The organism is Streptomyces liangshanensis, from assembly GCF_011694815.1.
GTDB lineage: Bacteria > Actinomycetota > Actinomycetes > Streptomycetales > Streptomycetaceae > Streptomyces > Streptomyces liangshanensis.
Genome location: NZ_CP050177.1, coordinates 3904690 through 3926956 on the forward strand (window position 1 = coordinate 3904690; position 22267 = coordinate 3926956).

Annotated in this window: 19 protein-coding genes and 1 tRNA gene; 9 read left to right on the top strand and 11 right to left on the bottom strand. The window is 71.8% G+C overall.

The genetic code is table 11. The features are described from left to right. The first annotated feature begins 101 nt into the window (after positions 1-101). Positions 102-719 carry an Lrp/AsnC family transcriptional regulator gene (locus tag HA039_RS16800; protein ID WP_167036951.1) on the top strand — a complete coding sequence of 206 codons (618 nt, stop codon included), beginning with the start codon at positions 102-104 and terminating at the stop codon, positions 717-719. Between the two features lie 11 nt (positions 720-730). Here the strand turns inward: HA039_RS16800 and HA039_RS16805 are convergent, their stop codons facing one another. Next, positions 731-1354 carry a TetR/AcrR family transcriptional regulator gene (locus tag HA039_RS16805; RefSeq protein WP_167030275.1) on the bottom strand — a complete coding sequence of 208 codons (624 nt, stop codon included), beginning with the start codon at positions 1352-1354 and terminating at the stop codon, positions 731-733. Further along, complete coding sequence (locus HA039_RS16810) at positions 1351-2883, bottom strand: 3-hydroxyacyl-CoA dehydrogenase (RefSeq protein ID WP_167030278.1); 1533 nt, start codon at positions 2881-2883, stop codon at positions 1351-1353. The genes HA039_RS16805 and HA039_RS16810 overlap by 4 nt, the downstream gene beginning before the upstream one ends. A gap of 178 nt (positions 2884-3061) precedes the next feature. On the opposite strand from HA039_RS16810, the gene paaN reads away from it, so the two are divergent. Then, complete coding sequence (paaN, locus tag HA039_RS16815; RefSeq protein ID WP_167030281.1) at positions 3062-4774, top strand: phenylacetic acid degradation protein PaaN; 1713 nt, start codon at positions 3062-3064, stop codon at positions 4772-4774. An 85-nt stretch (positions 4775-4859) separates the two neighbouring features. Here the strand turns inward: paaN and HA039_RS16820 are convergent, their stop codons facing one another. From HA039_RS16820 to HA039_RS16850, 7 genes are all read right to left on the bottom strand, one after another. Further along, on the bottom strand, positions 4860-5558 hold the full coding sequence (locus HA039_RS16820) for an RNA methyltransferase (protein WP_167030284.1): 699 nt from the start codon (positions 5556-5558) through the stop codon (positions 4860-4862). Beyond that, positions 5555-6763, bottom strand: a complete 1209-nt coding sequence (locus HA039_RS16825; protein WP_243870132.1) for an HTTM domain-containing protein — start codon at positions 6761-6763, stop codon at positions 5555-5557. The genes HA039_RS16820 and HA039_RS16825 overlap by 4 nt, the downstream gene beginning before the upstream one ends. 65 nt (positions 6764-6828) lie before the next feature. Then, a complete protein-coding gene (locus tag HA039_RS16830; RefSeq protein WP_167030286.1) occupies positions 6829-7536 on the bottom strand; it encodes a DUF5819 family protein in 708 nt (235 codons plus the stop codon). Positions 7537-7577: 41 nt separating this feature from the next. Next, positions 7578-7922, bottom strand: coding sequence for a rhodanese-like domain-containing protein (locus HA039_RS16835; protein WP_167030289.1), 345 nt, complete (start codon positions 7920-7922; stop codon positions 7578-7580). A gap of 89 nt (positions 7923-8011) precedes the next feature. Further along, positions 8012-8935 carry a J domain-containing protein gene (locus HA039_RS16840; RefSeq protein ID WP_425086414.1) on the bottom strand — a complete coding sequence of 308 codons (924 nt, stop codon included), beginning with the start codon at positions 8933-8935 and terminating at the stop codon, positions 8012-8014. A gap of 175 nt (positions 8936-9110) precedes the next feature. Beyond that, a complete protein-coding gene (locus HA039_RS16845) occupies positions 9111-10607 on the bottom strand; it encodes a DUF2252 domain-containing protein (RefSeq protein WP_167030295.1) in 1497 nt (498 codons plus the stop codon). 196 nt (positions 10608-10803) lie between these two features. Next, the gene (locus tag HA039_RS16850) at positions 10804-11172 is read right to left on the bottom strand and encodes a winged helix-turn-helix transcriptional regulator (protein ID WP_167030298.1); all 369 of its coding nucleotides are present in this window, start codon (positions 11170-11172) and stop codon (positions 10804-10806) included. A 143-nt stretch (positions 11173-11315) separates the two neighbouring features. Here HA039_RS16850 and HA039_RS16855 point away from each other — a divergent pair, with 143 nt between their 5' ends. After that, the gene (locus HA039_RS16855) at positions 11316-11930 is read left to right on the top strand and encodes an FMN-dependent NADH-azoreductase (RefSeq protein WP_167030300.1); all 615 of its coding nucleotides are present in this window, start codon (positions 11316-11318) and stop codon (positions 11928-11930) included. An 81-nt stretch (positions 11931-12011) separates the two neighbouring features. Here the strand turns inward: HA039_RS16855 and HA039_RS33595 are convergent, their stop codons facing one another. Both HA039_RS33595 and HA039_RS16865 read right to left on the bottom strand, forming a co-directional pair. Beyond that, the gene (locus HA039_RS33595; protein ID WP_208298633.1) at positions 12012-13373 is read right to left on the bottom strand and encodes a hypothetical protein; all 1362 of its coding nucleotides are present in this window, start codon (positions 13371-13373) and stop codon (positions 12012-12014) included. Positions 13374-13619: 246 nt separating this feature from the next. Continuing rightward, a tRNA-Leu gene (locus tag HA039_RS16865) sits at positions 13620-13703 on the bottom strand. A gap of 324 nt (positions 13704-14027) precedes the next feature. Here HA039_RS16865 and HA039_RS16870 point away from each other — a divergent pair. The 6 genes from HA039_RS16870 (at position 14028) to pknB (ending at position 22205) form a co-directional block, all read left to right on the top strand. Beyond that, positions 14028-14888: an FhaA domain-containing protein gene (locus HA039_RS16870; protein WP_167030302.1), complete on the top strand. Its 861-nt coding sequence runs from the start codon at positions 14028-14030 to the stop codon at positions 14886-14888. 10 nt (positions 14889-14898) lie between these two features. Next, positions 14899-15414, top strand: a complete 516-nt coding sequence (locus HA039_RS16875) for an FHA domain-containing protein FhaB/FipA (RefSeq protein ID WP_167030304.1) — start codon at positions 14899-14901, stop codon at positions 15412-15414. Between the two features lie 84 nt (positions 15415-15498). Beyond that, positions 15499-17067 carry a PP2C family protein-serine/threonine phosphatase gene (locus HA039_RS16880; RefSeq protein ID WP_388333416.1) on the top strand — a complete coding sequence of 523 codons (1569 nt, stop codon included), beginning with the start codon at positions 15499-15501 and terminating at the stop codon, positions 17065-17067. A gap of 25 nt (positions 17068-17092) precedes the next feature. Next, positions 17093-18511 (top strand): FtsW/RodA/SpoVE family cell cycle protein, encoded by a 1419-nt coding sequence (locus HA039_RS16885; protein ID WP_167030306.1) that lies wholly within the window; start codon positions 17093-17095, stop codon positions 18509-18511. Continuing rightward, positions 18508-19971, top strand: coding sequence for a peptidoglycan D,D-transpeptidase FtsI family protein (locus HA039_RS16890; RefSeq protein ID WP_167030309.1), 1464 nt, complete (start codon positions 18508-18510; stop codon positions 19969-19971). The genes HA039_RS16885 and HA039_RS16890 overlap by 4 nt, the downstream gene beginning before the upstream one ends. Positions 19972-20141: 170 nt before the next feature. Further along, entirely contained in the window at positions 20142-22205 is a 2064-nt protein-coding gene (gene pknB, locus HA039_RS16895) for a Stk1 family PASTA domain-containing Ser/Thr kinase (protein ID WP_167030312.1), read from the top strand. The last annotated feature ends 62 nt before the right edge of the window (positions 22206-22267 follow it).

A 22267-nucleotide genomic window follows, 5' to 3' on the forward strand; every position in this document is an offset into this window, starting at 1 on the left:
GCTACACACACCCTCAGCCTGTGGACAAACGGTGCCGGGCGGCCTGGGATGGGCACAGGTCGTCCATGGGGGAGAGGCGGGGAGACATGGGAGCTGAACAAATGGCCGACGGCACGGACGGGGCGTCCGGCGCGGAGGACGGCGACGGCACAGGAACAGCCCCGCCACCAGCCGCTCCGCCGACCGCTCCACCGGCAGCCGCGGGCACCGTTCCTGCGGCCTCTCCGCCGCCGCGCCCGCTCGACGCGATAGACCGGGACATCCTCCGCATACTCCGCGCGGACGGCCGGGCCTCCGTCCGCTCCGTGGCCGAGCGCGTCCACGTCTCGCGCGCCAACGCCTACGCGCGGATCAACCGGCTGATCGACGACGGGGTCATCCGCGGGTTCAGCGCCCGGGTGAACGAGGAGCGGGCGGGGCAGGGCGCCTCCGCGTACATCACCCTCAAGATCGTGCAGAACTCCTGGCGCACGGTGCGCGAGCAGCTCCAGGGGCTGCCGGGCGCCACCCACATCGCCCTGGTCAGCGGGGACTTCGACGTCCTGCTGCTGGTCCACACCGCGGACAACAGGACACTGCGCGAGCTGGTCCTCACCCGGCTCCAGGCGATCCCCGAGGTGCTCTCGACCCGCACGCTGCTGGTCTTCGAGGAGACGGACCTCGACCAGGGCCAGCCGCATCCGGGTCCCCGGCCACCGGCCCCGCGGCCGCCTCTTTAGGAAGCCGCGCCCTATCCCCGGGAAGCCCCGCCGGACCGCTCCGTACGGTCGTTGCGCAACCCGTCGAAGGCCAGCCGGACCACCGCGTCGGCGACCTGCTCGCGGTCGTACCCGCCGGCCGGCTGGGGGCGGTACCACTCCACCAGCGAGTTGATCATCCCGAAGAGCAGCCGGGTCGCCAGCCGGGTGTCCATGTCGGCCCGCAGGTCCCCGTCCGCGGCGGCGTCCTTGAGCAGGTCCGCCACCCGCTGGTCGAACTCCCTGCGCCGCTCCATGGCCCAGCGCTCGGTCTGCGTGTTGCCGCGCACGCGCAACAGCAGCGTCACGTACGGCAGCTCGGCCATCAGGACCTCGACCGTGCGGCGGACGACGTACTCGACGCGCTGGACCGCCCGGCCCCGCGACGCCCCGTCCTCGTCGAGGATGCCGAAGAGCCCGTCGAGCGCCCGGCTGACCGCGCGCCTCAGCAACTCCTCCTTGCCCACCACGTGGTGGTATATCGAGGACTTGGAGATCCCGGCCGCCTTGGAGAGATGCTCCATGGACGTGCCGTCGTACCCCCGCTCGTTGAAGACCCGCACGGCGACGGTCAGCAGGGTCTCGGGCGTGTACGTGTCCCGCTTGGGGGTGGTCATGACGCGTCGTCCTCCAGCGCGGCGGCCAGGCGGCGGAGCGCCTGGGAAGGGGCGTAGCGGCCGGTGGGGTACTCGGCGTGCAGGCGTTCCAGCGCGGTCAGCACCCACCGCGCGCCCAGTTCCGCACCCCACTCGATCGGCCCGCGCGGGTAGTTGACGCCGAGGCGCATCGCGGTGTCGATCGCCTCGCCGGTCGCCACCCCGCGCGCCCGCGCGTCGAGCGCGAAGTCGACGAGCATCGCGACCGTACGGCTCACGATCATGCCAGGGACGTCGGCGACGACGCTCACGTCCTTGCCGAGCGCCTGGAACAGGCCGACGGCCCGCGCGAGCGACGCGTCGCCGACCCGGGACGAGGGGGCGAGCGCGATCCGGGTGGCGCTCCGGTAGTCGAGGGCGAGGTCGAAGTGGATCACCGGCCCCCGGGCCCGGTCGGCCGCCGACCCGTCGGAGAGGAGCAGGCGCGTGCCGTCGGGCAGTTCGATCCAGCCCGGACGGCCCGCTTCGGCGTCGTCCTTCCGTAGGACGTCGATGCCCGCCTCCGCGATCAGCTCGGGCAGCACGGCCGCCGCGAGGAGGTCGCCGTGGACGGAGACGGACGCGGGTGCCGCTTCCGGGGCGGCCGTGTGCGGCCCGGCCGGCGCGGTGGACGCCGCCGCGTCCTCGCCGTACGGGAACCAGCCCCGGCCGGACTTGCGGCCCAGCCGCCCCGACTCCACCAGCCGGCGCTGGGCCAGCGACGGGGTGAACTTCTGGTCGTAGGAGAAGGCCTCCCAGACGGACCGGGTGACGGCCTCGTTGACGTCCTGGCCGATCAGGTCGGTCAGCGCGAAGGGGCCCATCCGGAAGCCGCCGCTCTCCCGCAGCACCGCGTCGATGGTGGCCGCGTCGGCGGCGCCCTCCTCGTACACCCGCAGCGCCTCGGCGTAGAAGGGGCGCGCGATCCGGTTGACGATGAAGCCGGGGGTGTCCTCGCTGCGCACCGGCGTCTTGCCCCAGGCCAGGACGGTGTCGTAGGCGTCCCGCACGACCTCCGGGTCCGAGGCGAAGCCGCCGACGACCTCCACGAGGGGCAGGAGCGGCGCCGGGTTGAAGAAGTGCAGGCCCACGCAGCGGCCGGGGCGGCGCAGGCCGCCCGCGACGGCGGTGACGGACAGGGAGGAGGTGTTGGTGGCGAGCACGCAGTCGTCGCCGACGGTGTCCTCCAGGGCCGCGAACAGCGCGCGCTTGACCGTGAGGTCCTCCATCACGGCCTCCACGACGAGCGCGGCGTCCGCCAGCTCCGCGAGGCGGGTGACCGGACTCAGGCGGCTGCGGGCTGCGTCCCGCTCCGCCGGGGCGAGCCGGCCCTTGTCCACCAGCCGGTCGAGACGGGCGAGGAGCGCGGCCGCGGCCTGTTCCGCCCGGCCCGGCACCGCGTCGTGGAGCCGTACCGGGTGGCCGGCGACCAGCGCCACCTGGGCGATGCCCTGGCCCATCGTGCCGGTGCCGACGACGGCGACCGTACGGCCCGTCTCGATTGCTGTCATGAACGCAATCCTCCCGCATGAGTGGTCCACAGGTCGGCGAGCGGGACGAGCGAGCGGGGAGCAAGGTTATCCACAGGTTCGCCCGGCCCCTTGTCCCGACCGATCGTTCGGTTACTCTAGCTCTGACTGTCCGCACATGCCCCTGTTCCCGCCCAGCTCGACGAGGAGTTGGTCCTTCATGGCCGCCCGTCTCAGCCCCCAGCAGCTCTCCGAGAAGCACCGGCCCACGCTCGACCAGGCCCTCGACACGATCCGCACCCGTGCCTACTGGTCGCCGCACCCCGAGCACCCGAAGGCGTACGGCGAGAGCGCGCCCGCCGACGGCCTCGCGGCCTTCGAGGCGCTGCGCGACACCCGCTTCGAGCTGGACCAGCCCGGTACGGACGACTGGACCGGCGGCGAGGTCTCGCCGTACGGCCCGGCGCTCGGCGTCACCTATCCGCACCCCGACCTGGACGTGCTCCTGCCCGCCATGCGCGCGGGTACGGCGGCCTGGCGCGACGCGGGCCCGGAGACGCGCGCCCTGGTCTGCGTGGAGATCCTGGCGCGGATCAGCGCCCGGACGCACGAGTTCGCGCACGCGGTGATGCACACCAGCGGGCAGGCCTTCATGATGGCGTTCCAGGCGGGCGGACCGCACGCACAGGACCGCGGCCTCGAAGCGGTGGCGTACGCGTTCGCGGAGCAGACCCGCACCCCGTCGGTGGCGGACTGGTCCAAGCCGCAGGGCAAGCGCGACCCGCTGGAGCTGCGGAAGTCGTTCGTCGCCGTCCCGCGCGGCATCGCGCTGCTGGTCGGCTGCAACACGTTCCCCACGTGGAACGGCTACCCGGGCCTGTTCGCCTCCCTGGCGACGGGCAACGCGGTCCTCGTCAAGCCGCACCCGCGGGCGGTCCTGCCGCTCGCGCTGACGGTCCGGGTGGCCCGTGAGGTGCTCGCCGAGACCGGGTTCGACCCGAATCTGGTCGCGCTGGCCGCGGAGCGCCCCGGCGAGGGCATCGCCAAGACGCTGGCCGTCCGCCCCGAGATCCGGATCATCGACTACACCGGGTCCACCGCGTTCGGCGACTGGCTGGAGACCCACGCCCGCCAGGCGCAGGTCTACACGGAGAAGGCCGGGGTCAACACGGTCCTCGTGGACTCGACCGACAACTACCGCGGCATGCTCGCGAACCTCGCCTTCTCCCTGTCGCTCTACAGCGGCCAGATGTGCACCACGCCGCAGAACGTCCTCATTCCCAAGGACGGCATCACGACCGACGCGGGCGAGAAGACGTACGACGAGGTGGTCGCCGACCTCGCCGCCGCGGTGGACGGCCTGCTGGGCGACGACGCGCGGGCCAACGCCCTGCTGGGCACGCTGGTCAACGACGGCGTGAAGGACCGGCTGGCGACGGCCGGCACGCTCGGCGACGTCGCGCTGGCCTCCCGCGAGGTCGCCCACCCGGACTTCCCGGACGCCGTGGTGCGCACGCCCGCGATCGTGCGGGCCGACGGCTCCCGCAAGGCGTGGGACAAGGCCTGGGAGGCGGGTGTCGAGGCGGAGGTGCCGTATCTGTCCGAGTGCTTCGGCCCGGTCTCGTTCGCGATCGCCGTGGACTCGACGCAGGACGCCCTGGAGCTGCTGCGGCGGACCGTGCGCGAGCGGGGCGCGATGACCGTCGGCGCGTACACGACGTCCGAGGACGTCGAGCGGGCCGTCGAGGAGGTCTGCCTGGAGGAGTCCGCGCAGCTCTCGCTGAACCTGACCGGCGGGGTGTACGTGAACCAGACCGCGGCCTTCTCCGACTTCCACGGCTCCGGCGGCAACCCGGCGGCGAACGCGGCCCTGTGCGACGCGGCCTTCGTCGCCAACCGCTTCCGCGTGGTGGAGGTCCGCCGACAGGCGTGACGCCCGGGGGCGTCCGCCCGGCCCGGCTCTCCGGGCCGGGCGGTGCGCCTCAGGCAGGCAGGAGTCGGGTCAGCAGCGGGCGCGGTCAGGGGGTCGGCTGCGCCGGGACGTCCGCGTAGCGCTGGATCCACGCGTGCATGGCGATCGCCGCCGCCGCGCCCGCGTTGATCGAGCGCGTCGAGCCGAACTGCGCGATCGAGCACACCATCGCCGCGTGCTCCCTGGCCTCCTCGGTCAGACCGGGGCCCTCCTGCCCGAAGAGCAGGACACAGCGGCGCGGCAGCTCGGTGCGCTCCAGCGGTACGGCCCCGGGCAGGTTGTCGATCCCGATGATCGGCAGGCCCTCGGCCGCCGCCCAGGCCGTCAGCCCGGCGGTGTCGGCGTGGTGGCGCACGTGCTGGTAGCGGTCGGTGACCATCGCCCCGCGCCGGTTCCAGCGCCGCCGCCCCACGATGTGGATCTCCCGGGCGAGGAAGGCGTTGGCGGTACGGACCACGGATCCGATGTTGAAGTCGTGGCCCCAGTTCTCCACCGCCACGTGGAAGTCGTGCCGCCGGGTGTCGAGGTCGGCGACGATCGCCTCGTGCGTCCAGTACCGGTAGCCGTCGACGACGTTGCGCCGGTCGCCGCCGGCCAGCAGCTCGGGGTCGTACCGCTCACCCCGCGGCCAGGGCTCCGGATGGGGTCCGACCCCGATCTCCTTGCCGAACCCGTCGTCGTACTGGACGGGGGCTTCGTCGTCCCCGACGGGGGCGTCGTCCCGGACCCGTGCTTCGCTGCTCACCCCACGAGAGTACGGGGCTCCGCCTCCCGCTCGCCCCGCTGCCCGGGCAGGGCGGGAGTCCGGCGGGACAGCCGGCGCCACCGCCCCGACACCCGGTCCCCGAGCCACCGCAGGAAGGGGGTCGGGAGGAACACGGCGTCGGCGGCGATCATCGCCAGGGAGAAGAACGGCAGCCCGAGCAGCACCGCGATGCCCAGGTGCTCCATGATCATCGCGACCAGCAGGACGTTCTTGACCCGCCGGTTGAAGAGCGTGAACGGGAAGGCGACCTGGACCACGACCGTCCCGTACGTCACCAGCATCACCACCACCCCGCTGGCGGCGAGGATGCCCGACAGGGCGGGCCAGGGCGTGAAGTAGTCCAGCTTGAGCGGGAAGTACAGGGCCGTGCCGTCCTGCCAGCGCGTGCCCTGGATCTTGTACCAGCCGGCGGTCGCGTACACGAGGCAGACCTCGGCCATGATGACCGCGAGACCGGCGTTGTGGAGGATGTTCGCGAGGACGTCGAGCAGCGCGCGCGGCTGCCCGCCCGGCGCGTAGTGCCCCGTCAGCCACCACAACCCCTGCGCCGCCCACGCGCCCCAGAACAGGACCGCGAGCCACGTCTCGATCCGGAACCGGTCCGCCGTCAGGGTCGCGACCAGGAGCAGGGCGCCCATGGCCACCCACAGGACAGGACCGACCCGGTCCCGTACGGCACCGGTCCGCTCCCGCACGGCACTGGCCCGGGCCGCGCGCCGGGCGTCCAGCGACCAGACCTGGCCGCAGCGGGTCACCACGAGGTAGATCGCCATCAGGTGGATGATGTTGTCGCCGCCGTCGCCCATGAAGATGCTGCGGTTCTGGAGCGACAGCACGCCGAACATGAACAGCACCGACATCGTGCGCGTCCGCCAGCCGAGCGCCAGCAGCGCGGCCGACAGCACGGCCACCGCGAAGACGATCTCGAACCAGACCTCGCTGTCCGACCACATCAGCCCGCTGAACGCGCCGTTCCTGGCGATCAGCTGCTGGGCCATGGTCCAGCTCCACGGCCCTTCCGGCCCGTACAGCTCCCGGCGGTTGGGCAGTTCCCGCAGCAGGAAGAGGAGCCACGTCCCGGCGACCCCGATCCGGACGACCGCGCTCTGGTACGGGCCGAGAGCCGTCCCCGTGACACGCCGGATCGCGTACGCGGCCTTCCGCGCCGCCCACTCCCCGCCCACCGCGCCGCCGCCGACCCGTGCGTCGGGACCCGCCGTCCCGGCCCCGCTCACCCGCCCGTCCCCGCTCACCGGCCCGCCTCCGTACGACCGTTCCGCACGCCCCCGGGAAGGTCCGCGGAGGTCACGCTCCACCAGGGGCACACCCGGTAGGTGGGCCGCGTGTCGAACTTCGTCCTGCTCCAGGCGGGCGCGTCCACGGTCGTCGAGACGGACCTGACCTGGATCCGCTGCACGGGACCGCCCAGCCGGTGGTCCGCCAGCCGGAGCATCACTATCCGCCGCAGGTACTGCTCGGAGAGCTGCCCGCGCACCCCCTGCGCACGGTTCTGCGCGTCGTGGGAGCCGGTGAAGAAGTCCCAGCCGCGGCGCAGCTCGTTCTGGTCGACGTGGCTCGGGAGGGGATTGCCCCGTATCGCCGCGCCGTCCTCGGCGGAGAGGTCGATCCAGTCGGTGGTCGTCCGCTCGCCGTCCGGCGCCGCGACCTCGGCCCGCACCTGCACGGCGATGTTCTGCTGGAGGGGGTTGGGCGCGAAGAGCTTCCAGTTCTGCTCGAACTCGGGGTAGATCCAGTTGTCCACGGCCTCGCCGTACTGCTTGGAGACGGTGTTGGACGGGGCCACGTGCAGGAAGACCATGCCGAGGTGCACGCAGGCCAGCACGCCGACGACCCCGAGCGCGAGGGCGGCCACCACCTGGTACGGAAGGGAGAGGCCGGCTATGCCCGCGCCGGGCTTCGGCCCGGCCTTCACACCCTCGTGGTCGTACGAATCCATCCCACCTCAATCGCCGCCCGCGAACGGTCCCCGGCCCCGGGTCAGAGCACGAACGCCGGGCTGCCGCCGTCGCTGACCATCGGACGCCCCGCGCCGTCCCAGGCGAGCATGCCGCCGTCCACGTTGACCGCGTCGACGCCCTGCTGCACCAGATACTGCGTGACCTGCGCGGAACGGCCACCGACCCGGCACATCACATATGCCTTCCGCCCGTCGGCCACGGCCTCGGTCACCTCGCCGAACCGGCCGACGAAGTCACTCATCGGCACGTGCAGCGCGCCCTCGACATGGCCGGCCGCCCATTCGTCGGCCTCCCGGACGTCCAGCACCAAGCCGTCGGACGGAACCGCCGCGACGTCCACGGAGGGCAGCGGGGCGAAGTTCATGGGTGTCGCCTTCTCTCGTACCTGTCTGGTCTGTGTGTCCGGTCCCGGCTCCGACTCCGGCTCCGGGAACCGGTCCCGACCCCGGAAACCTACCGCGCCAGCTCCGCCAACCGGGCCTCTCGCTCGGAGACCTCCGCGAGCAACTGCTCGGCGATCTCCTCCAGCAGCCGGTCCGGATCGTCGGGCGCCATCCGCAGCATCGCGCCGATGGCGCTCTCCTCCAGCTCCTTGGCGACCAGCGTGAGCAGCTCCTTGCGGTGCGAGAGCCACTCCAGCCGGGCGTACAGCTCCTCGCTCTCGCTGCGCCGGTGCTCCTCGGGCGCGGGACCCGCCGCCCACTCCTCGGTCAGCTCCCGCAGCAGCGGCTCGTCCCCGCGCCCGTACGCGGCGTTGACCCGCGTGATGAACTCCTCGCGCCGGGCCCGCTCCTTGTCGTCCTGCGCCAGGTCCGGGTGCGCCTTGCGCGCCAGCTCGCGGTAGAGCTTGCGCGCCTCGTCACTCGGCCTGACCCGCTTGGGCGGCCGTACGGGCTGGTCGGTGAGCATCGCCGCCGCCTCGGGCGACAGCCCCTCCGAGTCGAGCCAGTCGTGGAACAGCTCCTCCACGCCCGGCATGGGCTGCACCAGCGCGCGGGCCTCCTCGGCCCTGCGTACGTCCTCCGGATCGCCGGTACGGGCCGCCCGCGCCTCGGCGATCATCGCGTCCAGCTCGTCGAGCCTCGCGTACATCGGCCCGAGCCGCTGGTGGTGCAGCCGGGAGAAGTTCTCCACCTCGACCCGGAAGGTCTCCAACGCGATCTCGAACTCGATGAGCGCCTGCTCGGCGGCGCGCACGGCCTTCTCCAGCCGCGCTTCGGGCCGGGGCACGGCACCCTCGGCCACGCCGGCCGGACCGCCGCCCGCGTCCACCGGATCGCTCGCCACGCCGGCCGTCGCGCCCGGCGCGCGTGTCGCGTCCTGTACGTCCTGCTCGTCGTCGTTACGGATCGTCGGCTCCCCAGGGGCGTCGTGCATCACCCGTCCAGCGTACGGGCGATCGAACCCGCCCCCGCCCCGTTCGACCCCACCACGGCCCCGCTCACGCCCGCCACCGCCCCGTTCGCGCCCGCCACGACCCCGGAGACCGCCCGGGCCCGCCCCCGGAGACCGCCAACGGCGCCCGCAGCCCCGGGCCCGGCGGGCGCCGGCGTCACACGCCCAGCTCCGCCGCGATCCGCCCGCTCCTGACCGCCGCCACCAGCTCCGCGTGATCCGCTTCCGTACGGTCCGCGTACGCCACCGCGAAGGCCGCCACCGCGACGTCCAGCTCCTCGTTCTTGCCGCAGTACCCGGCGATCAGCCGGGGATCCACGCTGTGCGCGTGCGCCCGCGCCAGCAGCGCCCCGGTCATCCGCCCGTAGTCGTCGATCTGGTCGGCGGGCAGCGCGGCCGGGTCCACACTCCCCTTGCGGTTCCTGAACTGCCGTACCTGGTACGGCCTGCCCGCCACCGTCGTCCAGCCCAGCAGGCTGTCGCTGACCACCTGCATCCGCTTCTGCCCGAGCACCACCCGGCGCCCCTCGTGCGTCTCCTCCGGCACCTCGAACCCGGCGGCCGGCAGGTACGGCAGCAGGGCCGAACCGCGCGCCTCCTTCACCTGGAGCACCAGCGGCTCCCCCCGGTGGTCGAGGAGCAGCACCACGTACGACCGCGTCCCGACGCTGCCGGTGCCGACGACCCGGAACGCCACGTCGTGGATCGCGTACCGCGCGAGCAGCGGCAGCCGGTCCTCCGACAACGTCCCCAGATACTCCTCCAGCGAGGCCGCGACGGCCGCCGCCTCCTCGTCCGGCACCCGCCGCAGAACGGGCGGGGCGTCCACGAAGCGCCGCGTACCGCTCCCGCGCCCGCCCGCGCCCGGCGCACCGTCGGCCTCCGGCACGGCCTCGGTCGACCGGGCGGCGAACCGGGCGCTCGTGTTGTTGCGCGCCTTCTCCGAGACCCGCTCCAGCGTGCCGGCCAGATCCCGCGCGTCGGCGTGCGAGACCAACCGCTCGTCGGCGATCGCGTTCCACGCGTCGAGCGCGGGGAGCTTCGCCAGCAGCCTCATCGTGCGCCGGTACGAACCCACCGCGTCGCAGGCGCCGCGCCGGCACGTCTCCTCGTCCGCGCCCGCCTCACGACCGGCCAGGACCAGCGACGTCGCGAGGCGCTTGACGTCCCACTCCCAGGGGCCGACGACGGTCTCGTCGAAGTCGTTGAGGTCGATGACCAGTTGGCCGCGTGAGTCCCCGTACAGACCGAAGTTCGCCGCGTGCGCGTCCCCGCAGATCTGCGCGCCGACCCCGGTGACCGGGGTGCCCACCAGGTCATGGGCCATCAGCCCGGCCGAACCCCGCAGGAACGCGAAGGGCGTGGCCGCCATCCGCCCCACCCGCAGCGGCGTCAGCCCGGCCACCCGGCCGCGGCTGGACTCCTCGACCGCCCGCAGCGCGTCGGGCCGCCCGGCCGCGAGGACGAGGGAATCGTGCGAGGAGCGCGGCACCCGGTCCCGCAGCGCGTGCCCCCGCGCCTTGGGCGTGGGGGCCCCGTCGACGGTCGCGCGGGGTGCGAATCCGGACACCTCCGGAATCCGCCCGCTCCCGCGCCCCGCCTGTCCCGCGGCGCCCCGCGCCAGCCCCGTCACCACCGGTCCGACCTCGCCCATGGCGTGCCGCCTCCCCCGTACTCGTACGTGCTCGTGCCGTGCTGAATCCGGCTCATGCCGAATCAGGCCAACATCAACTGAGCACGACGTTACCGCCGGGCGAAGCCGGGCGTCGCCCCCTGTGGACAACCTGTGGACAACCGCGGACAGGCACACGTTCCGGCCACCCGGGGCCAGGAGGGGGGGAGGGCCGGGTCTAGCAGCGCCCCTCGGGCGACTCCGCGCCGCCGAGATATGACTCCGACCACATCTTCAGCTCCTTGAGCGCGGGCTCCATCGCCCTCCCCGCGTCCGTCAGCCGGTACGCGACACGCAGCGGCGGCCCGTCGTCGACCTCCCGTACGACCAGGCCGGAGGCCGCGAGTTCGGTGAGCCGGTCGGAGAGCATGCGCTCGCTGATCCCCGGGATGGCGCGCCGCAGTTCGGCGAAGTGGACCGCGCGCTGCATGAGCACGGAGACGATCGGGCCGGTCCATCGCTTGCCGAACAGCTCGAAGACGCGGGTGATCCCCACGTCGACCTTCCTGCACGCGTCCTCGTCGTGGTCCGCGTTGTGCTCCGCCATGCCCCCAGGGTACTGGCGCCCCCCGAACGGGATGAAAAAAAGTAAGTGACTGTGTTATCCATAGGTACGCACAGAATCTTGGTTCCTTACGGAGCTGTGGTCCTGCCCGCGCTCACCCCCGCCCTGCCCTATGGAGACCCGTCATGGCCACGCTTCTGCACCTCGACTCCGCCCTCTTCCCCCAGGGCTCCGCCTCCCGCGACATCACCGCCGCCTTCGTGAAGTCCTGGCTGGAGCAGCACCCGGAGGGCAAGGTCGTCTACCGCGACCTCGCCGCCTCCCCGATCCCCCACCTGGACGCCGCGGCCGCCGGCGCGGGGGCGGACCACGCGTTGCGCGCCGAGCTGGCGGCCGAGCTGGCGGAGGCGGACGCCGTCGTCATAGGCGCCCCGATGTACAACTTCACGATCCCCTCGACGCTCAAGGCGTGGCTGGACCAGGTGATCATCGTGGGCGCCAACACGGGCCCCGACAGCCCGGTGGCCGGCACCCCGTTCACGATCGTCGCCAGCCGCGGCGGCTCGTACGCCGCTGGCACTCCCCGGGAGGACTTCGAGTTCGTCCAGAACTACCTGGAGAAGGTCCTGCTCGGCATGCTCGGCGTCACCGAGATCGACTTCATCGTCCCCGAACTGACCCTGGCCCCCCTGAAGCCCGAGATGGCCGACCTCATCCCCCTCGCCGAGGCCTCCCGCGCGAAGGCGACCGACGAGGCCGTCCAGAAGGCCAAGGCCCTGGCCGCCCGCCTCGCGGCCTGACCCCGCCCCACACGCAACGGCCGCCACACGGCGGGCCTCCCGCACCGACCCCCGGGAGACCCGCCACCCCCGTACACGCGGTCACAGCCCAGCGGCGACGAGAATCCCCTCCATCCGAGCCGCCCGCAACACCGGGTTGGCGGCGGCCTCCCGGACCACCTCAGGGTCCGGATCCGACAGCAGCCGCTCCAACAGCTCGTCCGTGACACCGGGGTGACCGGCGACCCCACGACGCAGCCAGGACTCGTCCGGGTCCGCGAGTCGCCAGAGAAACGGAACAGGAAGCTCCGGGTCCTGGAGGGCGACCACCCGTACGTTCGCGCCCGGCTCGTCCGCGAACGTACGCAACAGGTGGCGGGGGAACCGGGGATGGTCGGTGAGCCATGGCCTGAGGTGGGAGATCTCGCCATGGGCGCGTACCAGCCGTTCCAGGACCTCCGGCGGCACGTCGGGCCTACGGGCGGCCGCGTGCCTGACCAACAGCTCGGGGTCGTCGTCCAGCCGCCGCCACGCCTCCTCGGGCAGGTCGCGGCAGGAGGCCAGCACGCGGCGGAACACCGCGTGCGGACAGTCCAGATACGTCAGCCGTTCCGCGAGAGGCGCCTCGCGCAACCACTCCGGCTCGGCGAAGTTCCAGTGCAGCGCCACCTCGGCCGCGCCGCTCCCGGTCGCCCGCTCGGCCTCCACGAGCGCGTACAGCCGGTCCCTGGTCCGGGCGTCCACATGGCGGCTGAGGGCCATCGAGACCCGTACGGCCGGATCGTCGTCGTCCAGGAGCCGGGCGACCATCTCGGCCGACAGATGCCGATTCCCCGCCACGGCGTGCCGCACGCCCTTGTCCCCGGAGTCCACGAGCCGCGTGAACTGGTCCCAGGTGAGCGGGACACGGCCGGCCACCCGCGCGCGTACGGCCTCGTCCGCGAGGCAGCTCTCCCTCAGTTCCGGCGGGACAGCCCCGTGCTCCCCCTCGGCGGCGGCGCCACGCACCTCCGGATCCGGATCGGCGAGCAGGGCCGCCTGCACCGCGGCGGGCCGGTCGCGCCAGCCGCGCGCGACGGCGGCCCGCAGCTTCGGGTCCCGGGCGCCGACCAGTTCGGTACGGGACAGGCCGTACGCCTCCTCCAGCGCCGCGATGCCCAGCGGCACCCCGCTGTCCACCATGCCGCGGACGAAGCCGGGGAACGCGTCGCGGATCGCCGGGTCCGGATGCGCGGCGATCCTGCGGCGCATCGCCGGGGAGACCCGGCCGCCGTGAAGTCCCACGGCGGAATGCCCGTCGCCGTACGCCACCATCGCCTCGACCACGGCGTCCGGCAACCGCCCGGGGCGCCGCGACATCGCGTCCCGGCCGACCGCGTGCGCGGCCAGCCGCAGCAGAACGCCCCGCGGCGCCGCCGGATTCCGCCCCAGTCCCGACAGCCCCGGGTGCCGCACGTCAGTCACCCGCCCAACCCAGGCACTCGCCCTCCACCGAAGGGAACTCCGCAAGGAACAAGGAACACCGCCGCGAGGCCCCCGTGACATGCGTCACTGTGCGGGCTTCCAGCGGTACGGGGCGGCGCCGCGACCGCCCGGATCGCCCCGGCCCCGCTCCCGGCGCGCGACACCCCCCGCGCCGCCGGACATACGAGAAGCGGGCCCCCGCCAGGACTTTCGTCTCCGGCGAGGACCCGCTCCTCGGTTTCTCTGTGCGCGAGGGGGGAGTTGAACCCCCACGCCCTTTCGGGCACTGGAACCTGAATCCAGCGCGTCTGCCTATTCCGCCACCCGCGCATTGGGTGTGCCGTCCGGTGCCTCACCTGCTGTGTACCGCTGGTGTGCGCTCCTGGCGACATCGAGAAGATTAGCACGCTGGAGGGGGGCGAATCACCTCCGTTTGTTTGGCCGACCCGGTCGCGGAACAGGGAACGAACCGGGGCGGCCCCCACTCCTCCTCGGTGCACCCCGGGTGCGGGACACTGTCGGGAGGCCGCCTCTACGATCCGTGTGAGAGGTGACACTCATCAACGGGGCGGACATGGGGAACCAGCCTATTTCCCGGCGCGTGGATACGATCAGTAAGCAGTACCAGGACGGCAACGACCGAGGAGGTGCCCCATGGGAGTCATGAAGCGTTTCGAACAGCGTCTCGAAGGTTTGGTCAACGGCACCTTCGCGAAGGTCTTCAAGTCCGAGGTCCAGCCCGTGGAGATCGCCGGCGCCCTCCAACGCGAGTGCGACAACAACGCGACGATCTGGAACCGCGAGCGGACCGTCGTACCCAACGACTTCATCGTCGAGCTGAGCACGCCCGACTACGAGCGGCTCAGCCCGTACTCCGGCCAGCTCGGCGACGAACTGTCCGGGCTGGTCCGCGACTACGCGAAGCAGCAGCGCTACACCTTCATGGGCCCCATCAAGGTCCACCTGGAAAAGGCCGAGGACCTCGACACCGGCCTGTACCGGGTGCGCAGCCGCACCCTGGCGTCGAGCACGTCCCAGGCCTCCGGGCCCGCCCCCGCGGCCCCCCAGGGCGGCTACGGCTACCCGCCGGCCGCCGCGCCCCCCATGCCCGCCGCACCCCCGCCCGGCGCCCACCAGCCCCCTCCCGGAGGCCCGGGACGGGGACCGGTGCCAGGAGCCGGCCAGGCGGCCGGACCGGGCGCCGCGGCAGGACCCGGCGGACTGCCGGGCAGCCAGGTAAGACGCTGGATCGAGATCAACGGCACCCGCCACCAGATCTCCCGCCCGACCCTCGTGCTGGGACGCAGCACCGAGGCCGACGTGCGGATCGACGACCCCGGCGTCTCGCGGCGGCACTGCGAGATCCGGGTCGGTACGCCCTCGACTATCCAGGATCTCGGGTCCACCAACGGCATCGTGGTAGACGGACAGCACACCACCCGCGCTACGCTCCGCGACGGCTCGCGGATCGTCGTGGGCAATTCCACCATCGTTTACCGGCAAGCCGAAGGGTGAAGCGGGGGCAATGTCAGAGCTGACCCTGACGGTCATGCGGCTAGGTTTCCTGGCCGTTCTGTGGCTGTTCGTGATCGTGGCCGTCCAGGTCATCCGCAGCGACCTGTTCGGAACACGCGTCACCCAGCGCGGCTCACGCCGCAGCGCGGACGCCAGACCGCAACAGGCACGCCAGACCGCGGCGGCCCCGCCGCCGCAGCGCCAGCAGCAGGGAGGCCGACAGCGTCGCGGCGCACCCACCAAGCTGGTCGTCTCCGAGGGCATCCTGACCGGCACCACGGTCGCGCTCCAGGGGCAGACCATCACGCTGGGCCGCGCGCACGACTCAACGATCGTGCTGGACGACGACTACGCGTCCAGCCGGCATGCCAGGATCTACCCGGACCGTGACGGCCAGTGGATCGTCGAGGATCTCGGGTCCACCAACGGCACGTATCTCGACCGGACCCGGCTCACGACCCCGACACCGATTCCGCTGGGCTCACCGATCCGCATCGGCAAGACCGTCATCGAGCTGCGGAAGTAGTACGACAATGAGCGAGCGGAGCGAGCGAGCCGCAGCGGTCCCGACAGCGGACCGGAGCAGGCTCCCGACCGGAGGGTGGGCAGTGTGGCTCGAGACCGGCTGGCGCGACAGTCGACCGGCGAGCCGACGGGCGAGGTGCGCATGAGTCTGTCGCTGCGCTTCGCCGCCGGGTCGCACAAAGGCATGATCCGGGAGGGCAACGAGGACTCCGGCTACGCCGGCCCCCGTCTGCTCGCCATCGCCGACGGCATGGGCGGCCAGGCGGCCGGCGAGGTCGCCTCCTCCGAGGTGATCTCCACCCTCGTCCAGCTCGACGACGACGTGCCGGGCTCCGACATCCTCACGTCGCTCGGCACGGCGGTCCAGCGCGCCAACGACCAGCTCCGCCTGATGGTCGAGGAGGACCCCCAGCTGGAGGGCATGGGCACCACGCTCACCGCCCTCCTGTGGACCGGCCAGCGCCTCGGCCTCGTCCACGTCGGCGACTCCCGCGCGTACCTCCTGCGCGACGGCCTCCTCACCCAGATCACCCAGGACCACACCTGGGTCCAGCGCCTCGTCGACGAGGGCCGGATCACCGAGGAAGAGGCCACCACCCACCCGCAGCGCTCCCTGCTGATGCGCGCCCTCGGCAGCGGCGACCACGTCGAGCCGGACCTCTCCATCCGTGAAGTACGGGCGGGCGACCGGTACTTGATCTGCTCGGACGGCCTCTCGGGCGTCGTCTCCCACCAGACCATGGAAGAGGCCCTCGCCGGCTACCAGGGTCCGCAGGAGACCATCCAGACCCTCATCGAGCTGGCGCTGCGCGGCGGCGGCCCCGACAACATCACCTGCATCGTCGCCGACGTCCTGGACGTCGACGCCAACGACACCCTCGCCGCCCAGCTCAACGACACCCCCGTCGTCGTCGGCGCGGTCGCCGAGAACCAGCTCCCGCCCAGCGCCGCGGAGAACGCCGCCGCGATGCAGACCCCCGCGGGCCGCGCCGCCGGCCTCGGCAGGGCCGTACCGCAGCAGCCCGCGGGCGGCTTCGGCCCGCCCGGCAGCGGCGATGACCCCGGCTACGGCGGCATGCCGCCCGAGGGCGGGTACGGGACGTACTCCGACGACGACTTCACCAAGGCGCGCGGCGGCCGCAAGTGGGCGAAGAGATCCTTCTACGTCGTCCTCGCGCTCGCCGTCGTCGGCGGCGGCCTGTACGGCGGTTACCGCTGGACCCAGACCCAGTACTACGTCGGGTCCAACAAGCAGCACGTCGCGCTCTACCGGGGCATCAGCCAGGACCTGGCCTGGGTCTCGCTCTCGAAGGTCCACAAGGACCACCCCGAGATCGAACTCAAGTACCTCCCGGACTACCAGCGCAAGCAGGTCGAGAGCACCATCACCGAGGGCAACCTGAGCGAGGCCGGCAAGAAGATCGACGCACTCGCCGTCCAGGCGTCGGCCTGCAAGAAGGACGAGCAGCGCCGCGCGGCCGAGCGAGCGGCCGACGTGGCCGACAGCGAGGAGCAGGTGGGCGGCACGAAGCCGACCGACAAGCCCTCCGCCGGTACGCCCGGCACCACCAAGCCCGACAAAGCCACTCCCCATCCGGGCCCCAGCCTCTCGGAAGAGGAGCAGAAAGTGGCCTCGAACTGCGGGAAGCAGTAGCGGCCGAGGGGGCCTCTTCACCACCATGAGCGTTGTCACCAACACCACCACCATCGGCGCCATCGAGGCACCGAGCCGCCGCAACACCGAACTGGCCATGCTGGCCTTCGCGGTCGCCATCCCGATCTTCGCGTACCTGAACGTAGGACTCGCGATCAACGGGAAGGTGCCGACCGGGATGCTCGGCTACGGGCTCGGCATCGGCCTCCTCGCCGGCATCGCCCACCTCGTGGTGCGCAAGTTCGCGCCGTACGCGGACCCGCTGCTGCTTCCGCTGGCCACGCTGCTCAACGGCCTCGGACTCGTGGTCATCTGGCGGCTCGACCAGTCACCCAAGCTGATCCGCCTCTCCAAGCTCGCGTACGGCGCCTTCTCCCCGGACGCGCCGAAGCAGCTCCTCTACTCGGCGATCGGCATCGCGCTCTTCCTCGCCGTCCTGATCCTGCTCAAGGACCACCGCATCCTCCAGCGGTACACGTACATCTCCATGGCGGTGGCCCTGATCCTGCTGATCCTGCCCGCGTTCTTCCCCGCCGTGAACGGCGCGAAGATCTGGATCAGCCTGGGCCCCTTCACCATCCAGCCCGGAGAGTTCGCGAAGATCATCATCGCGATCTTCTTCTCCGGCTACCTGATGGTGAAGCGCGACGCCCTCGCCCTCGCCAGCCGCCGCTTCATGGGCCTCTACCTGCCGCGCGGCCGCGACCTCGGACCGATCCTGGCCGTCTGGGCCATGTCGATCCTGATCCTCGTCTTCGAGACCGACCTCGGTACGTCGCTGCTGTTCTTCGGTGTCTTCATCGTCATGCTGTACGTCGCCACCGAGCGCACCAGCTGGATCGTCTTCGGCCTCCTGATGTCCGCCGCCGGCGCGGTCGGCGTCGCCACCTTCGAGCCGCACGTCCAAGGACGCGTCAACGCCTGGCTCGACCCGTTCGGCTGCTACAAGACGGACAAGACGGGCGCCTGCCAGCAGATCGGTGACGCCCTGCTGTCCTTCGGGTCCGGCGGCACGCTCGGCACGGGCCTCGGCCAGGGCCACTCGGACCTCATCGGCTTCGCCGCCAACTCCGACTTCGTCCTCTCCACCGTCGGCGAGGAGTTCGGGCTCGCCGGCACCATGGCCTTCCTGCTGCTGTACGGGCTGATCGTCGAGCGCGGTGTCCGTACCGCCCTCGCCGCCCGCGACCCGTTCGGCAAGCTCCTCGCCATCGGCCTCTCCGGCGCCTTCGCCATCCAGGTCTTCGTCGTCGCGGGCGGCGTGATGGGCCTCATCCCGCTGACCGGCATGACCCTCCCGTTCGTCGCGTACGGCGGTTCGTCCGTCCTCGCCAACTGGGTCCTGATCGGCATCCTGATCCGGATCAGCGACACCGCTCGCAGGCCCGCGCCGGCCCCCGCCCCGTCACCCGACGCCGAGATGACCCAGGTGGTCCGACCGTGAACAAACCCCTGCGACGGGTCGCGATCTTCTGCGGCCTGCTGATCCTGGCGCTCCTGGTCCGCGACAACTGGCTCCAGTACGTACGGGCCGACGAGCTGAACTCCAGCGACTTCAACCGCCGGGTCCTGATCGAGCGGTACGCGCACGCGCGCGGCGACATCATCGTCGACGGGAAGCCCATAACGGGCTCCGCGAAGACGAGCGGCAGCGACTTCGCGTACAAGCGCACGTACGTGGACGGCCCCATGTGGGCGCCGGTCACCGGCTACGCCTCGCAGGCCTTCGACGCCACCCAGATCGAGAAGATCGAGGACGGCATCCTCACCGGCAACGACGACCAGCTGTTCTTCGACCGCACGCTGGCGATGTTCACCGGCGAGAAGAAGAAGGGCGGTGACGTCATCACCACCCTCAGCGGCGCCGCCCAGAAGGCCGCCTTCGACGGCCTCGGGAAGAAGAAGGGCGCGGTCGCCGCGATCGACCCGAAGACCGGCAAGATCCTCGCCCTGGCCTCCACCCCCAGCTACGACCCCTCCTCGTTCGCCGGCAACAGCGACAAGGACGGCGAGGCGTGGACCAAGCTCAACGAGGACAAGGACCAGCCGAAGCTGAACCGGGCGCTGCGTGAGACCTACCCGCCCGGCTCCACCTTCAAGGTGGTCACGGCGGCCGCGGCCCTGGAGCACGGCGTGGTGAGCGGCGTCGACGACAAGACCGATTCCCCGGACCCGTACGTCATGCCCGGCACGACCACCAAGCTGCCGAACGAGGGCAACATCCCCTGCAAGAACGCCACCCTGCGCGTGGCGCTCCAGTTCTCCTGCAACACGGTCTTCGGCAAGCTCGGCGTGGACGTCGGCGCCGACAACATGCTGGAGACCGCGAAGAAGTTCGGCTTCAACGCCGAGCAGTTCGTCCCGGTACGCGCCAACGCGTCGATCTTCCCCGAGAAGATCAACCAGTCGCAGACCGCGCTCTCCTCCATCGGCCAGTTCGACACCCGCGCCACCCCGCTCCAGATGGCCATGGTCGCCGCCGCGATCGCCAACGACGGCAAGCTGATGAAGCCGTACATGATCGACCAGCTGCGCGCGCCCAGCCTCGACCAGCTCAGCCAGACCGACCCCGAGGAGCTGAGCCGCCCGCTCACGCAGGAGCACGCGCAGATGCTCCAGCAGATGATGGAGACGGTCGTCAAGGAGGGCACCGGCACCAAGGCGCAGATAGAGGGTGCGACCGTCGGCGGTAAGACCGGTACGGCCCAGCACGGCGAGAACAACAGCAAGAACCCGTACGCCTGGTTCATCTCCTACGCCAAGACCCCCGACGGCGGATCCCCGGTCGCCGTGGCCGTCGTGGTCGAGGACAGCGACGCCAGCCGCGACGACATCTCCGGTGGCGGTCTCGCCGCCCCGATCGCCAGGGACGTCATGAAAGCCGTACTCGACAGCAAGAAGTGACGCCGGTCACGCGTCACGTCCATATCTGCACATTGCGATACCGGTCGCGTATCAGGTGACCGGGACAGGCGGACCGCACGAGGCGTGCCCGGTAGCGTAGGCGCGTACAGCACATCGCCGGAGTCCACACACCGGTGCGATCGGGACTGACGGAGAGGGCCGGAACAGTTATGGAAGAGCCGCGTCGCCTCGGCGGCCGGTACGAGCTGGGCGCGGTGCTCGGCCGTGGTGGCATGGCCGAGGTGTACCTCGCGCACGACACCCGGCTCGGCCGCTCCGTCGCTGTGAAGACGCTCCGGGCCGACCTGGCCCGTGACCCGTCGTTCCAGGCCCGGTTCCGCCGGGAGGCCCAGTCCGCCGCCTCGCTCAACCACCCGGCGATCGTCGCGGTCTACGACACCGGCGAGGACTACGTCGACGGCGTCTCCCTCCCGTACATCGTGATGGAGCACGTCGACGGTTCGACCCTGCGTGAGCTGCTGCACTCCGGGCGCAGGCTGCTGCCCGAGCGCACGTTGGAGATGACCGTCGGGATCCTCCAGGCGCTCGAGTACTCGCACCGCGCCGGGATCGTCCACCGCGACATCAAGCCCGCCAACGTCATGCTGACCCGCACCGGCCAGGTCAAGGTCATGGACTTCGGCATCGCCCGCGCGATGGGCGACTCCGGCATGACGATGACGCAGACCTCCGCCGTCATAGGAACCGCCCAGTACCTCTCCCCGGAGCAGGCCAAGGGCGAACAGGTCGACGCGCGCTCCGACCTCTACTCCACCGGCTGCCTGCTCTACGAGCTCCTCGCCGTCCGGCCGCCGTTCGTCGGGGACTCCCCGGTCGCGGTGGCCTACCAGCACGTACGGGAAGAGCCGCAGCCCCCCAGCGTGTACGACCCCGAGATCACGCCCGAGATGGACGCGATCGTCCTCAAGGCCCTCGTCAAGGACCGGGACTACCGCTACCAGTCCGCCGACGAGATGCGCGCCGACATCGAGGCCTGCCTCGACGGCCAGCCCGTCGGCGCGACCGCGGCCATGGGCGCGGTCGGGTACGGCGGCGGCTACGGCGGCCCCGAGGACCAGGCGACCACGGCGCTGCGCACGGCCGACCCCGCCACCTCGATGCTGCCCCCGATGAACCCGAACGACGGGGGCTTCGGCGGAGGCGGCTACGACGGCGGTGGCGGCCCCGGCCGGCGGCGCCAGCCGAAGAAGTCCAACACGTCGACGATCCTGCTGATCGCCGCCGGTGTGCTGGTCCTGGTCGGGGCGATCCTGATCGGCCAGGCGGTCTTCAACGGCGACGACTCCGCCACGAGCAAGGTGCCGATCCCCACGCTCGTCGGGAAGACCCTCACGGAGGCCGAGGCGCTGGCGACCAACGCCGGCGTGAAGGTCGCCCAGTCCAGCAGCGAGCGCTGCGACCAGCCCAAGAACGCGATCTGCAGCCAGACCCCGGCGCCCGAGGCGGGCGAGATGAACCAGGGCGACACGATCAACGTCGTCGTCTCGGAGGGCGCGCCCAAGGTCGAGGTCCCCGACGTCACGGACAAGGACCTCAAGGACGCGACGCGTCTCTTGGAGGACAAGGGCTTCCAGGTGCTCGACCCGAAGCAGGTCGAGTCGGACGAGGACCCGGGCACGGTCCTGGAGCAGGACCCGGCGGGCAACTCGCAGGCCGAGAAGGGCGCCGAGGTCACGCTGACCATCGCCAAGCAGGCCCTGGTCGACATCCGCGACACCGTCGGCCAGCAGTTCGACTCCGCGAGGTCGCAGTTGGAGGACACGCTGGGCTTCACCGTCAAGCGGGAGGACGTGGACAACGATCAGCCCGCGGGCATCGTCGTCAAGCAGGACCCTCCTGGCGGCACCAAGGCCGCGAAGGGCAGCCAGATCACCCTCCAGGTCTCCAAGGGCCCGCAGCAGGAGAAGGTCGGCGTACCGGACGGGCTCCAGGGGAAGCGGGTCGCCGACGCCAAGGCGATCCTCGCGAGCGTGGGTCTCAGCGCGACGTTCGCCCCGAACACGCCCCAGGACGACAACGCCGTGGTCCTGAACAGCAACCCGGGCGCCGGAACGCAGGTCGACAAGGGGTCGGCCGTCCTCCTGCTCACGGTAGGCGTCGGCGGTGGCCAGAACGGCGGGAACAACGGCGGCGGGGACGGCAACGGCGGCGGCGACAACGACGGAGGCTTCTTCGGAGGCGCGAACGGCGTGGTCTTCCGGCCGGAGGACTGACCGCCACCCGTCGGACGACAAGGCACGACGAAGCCCTGGCCCCCGCAGTGGGGGCCAGGGCT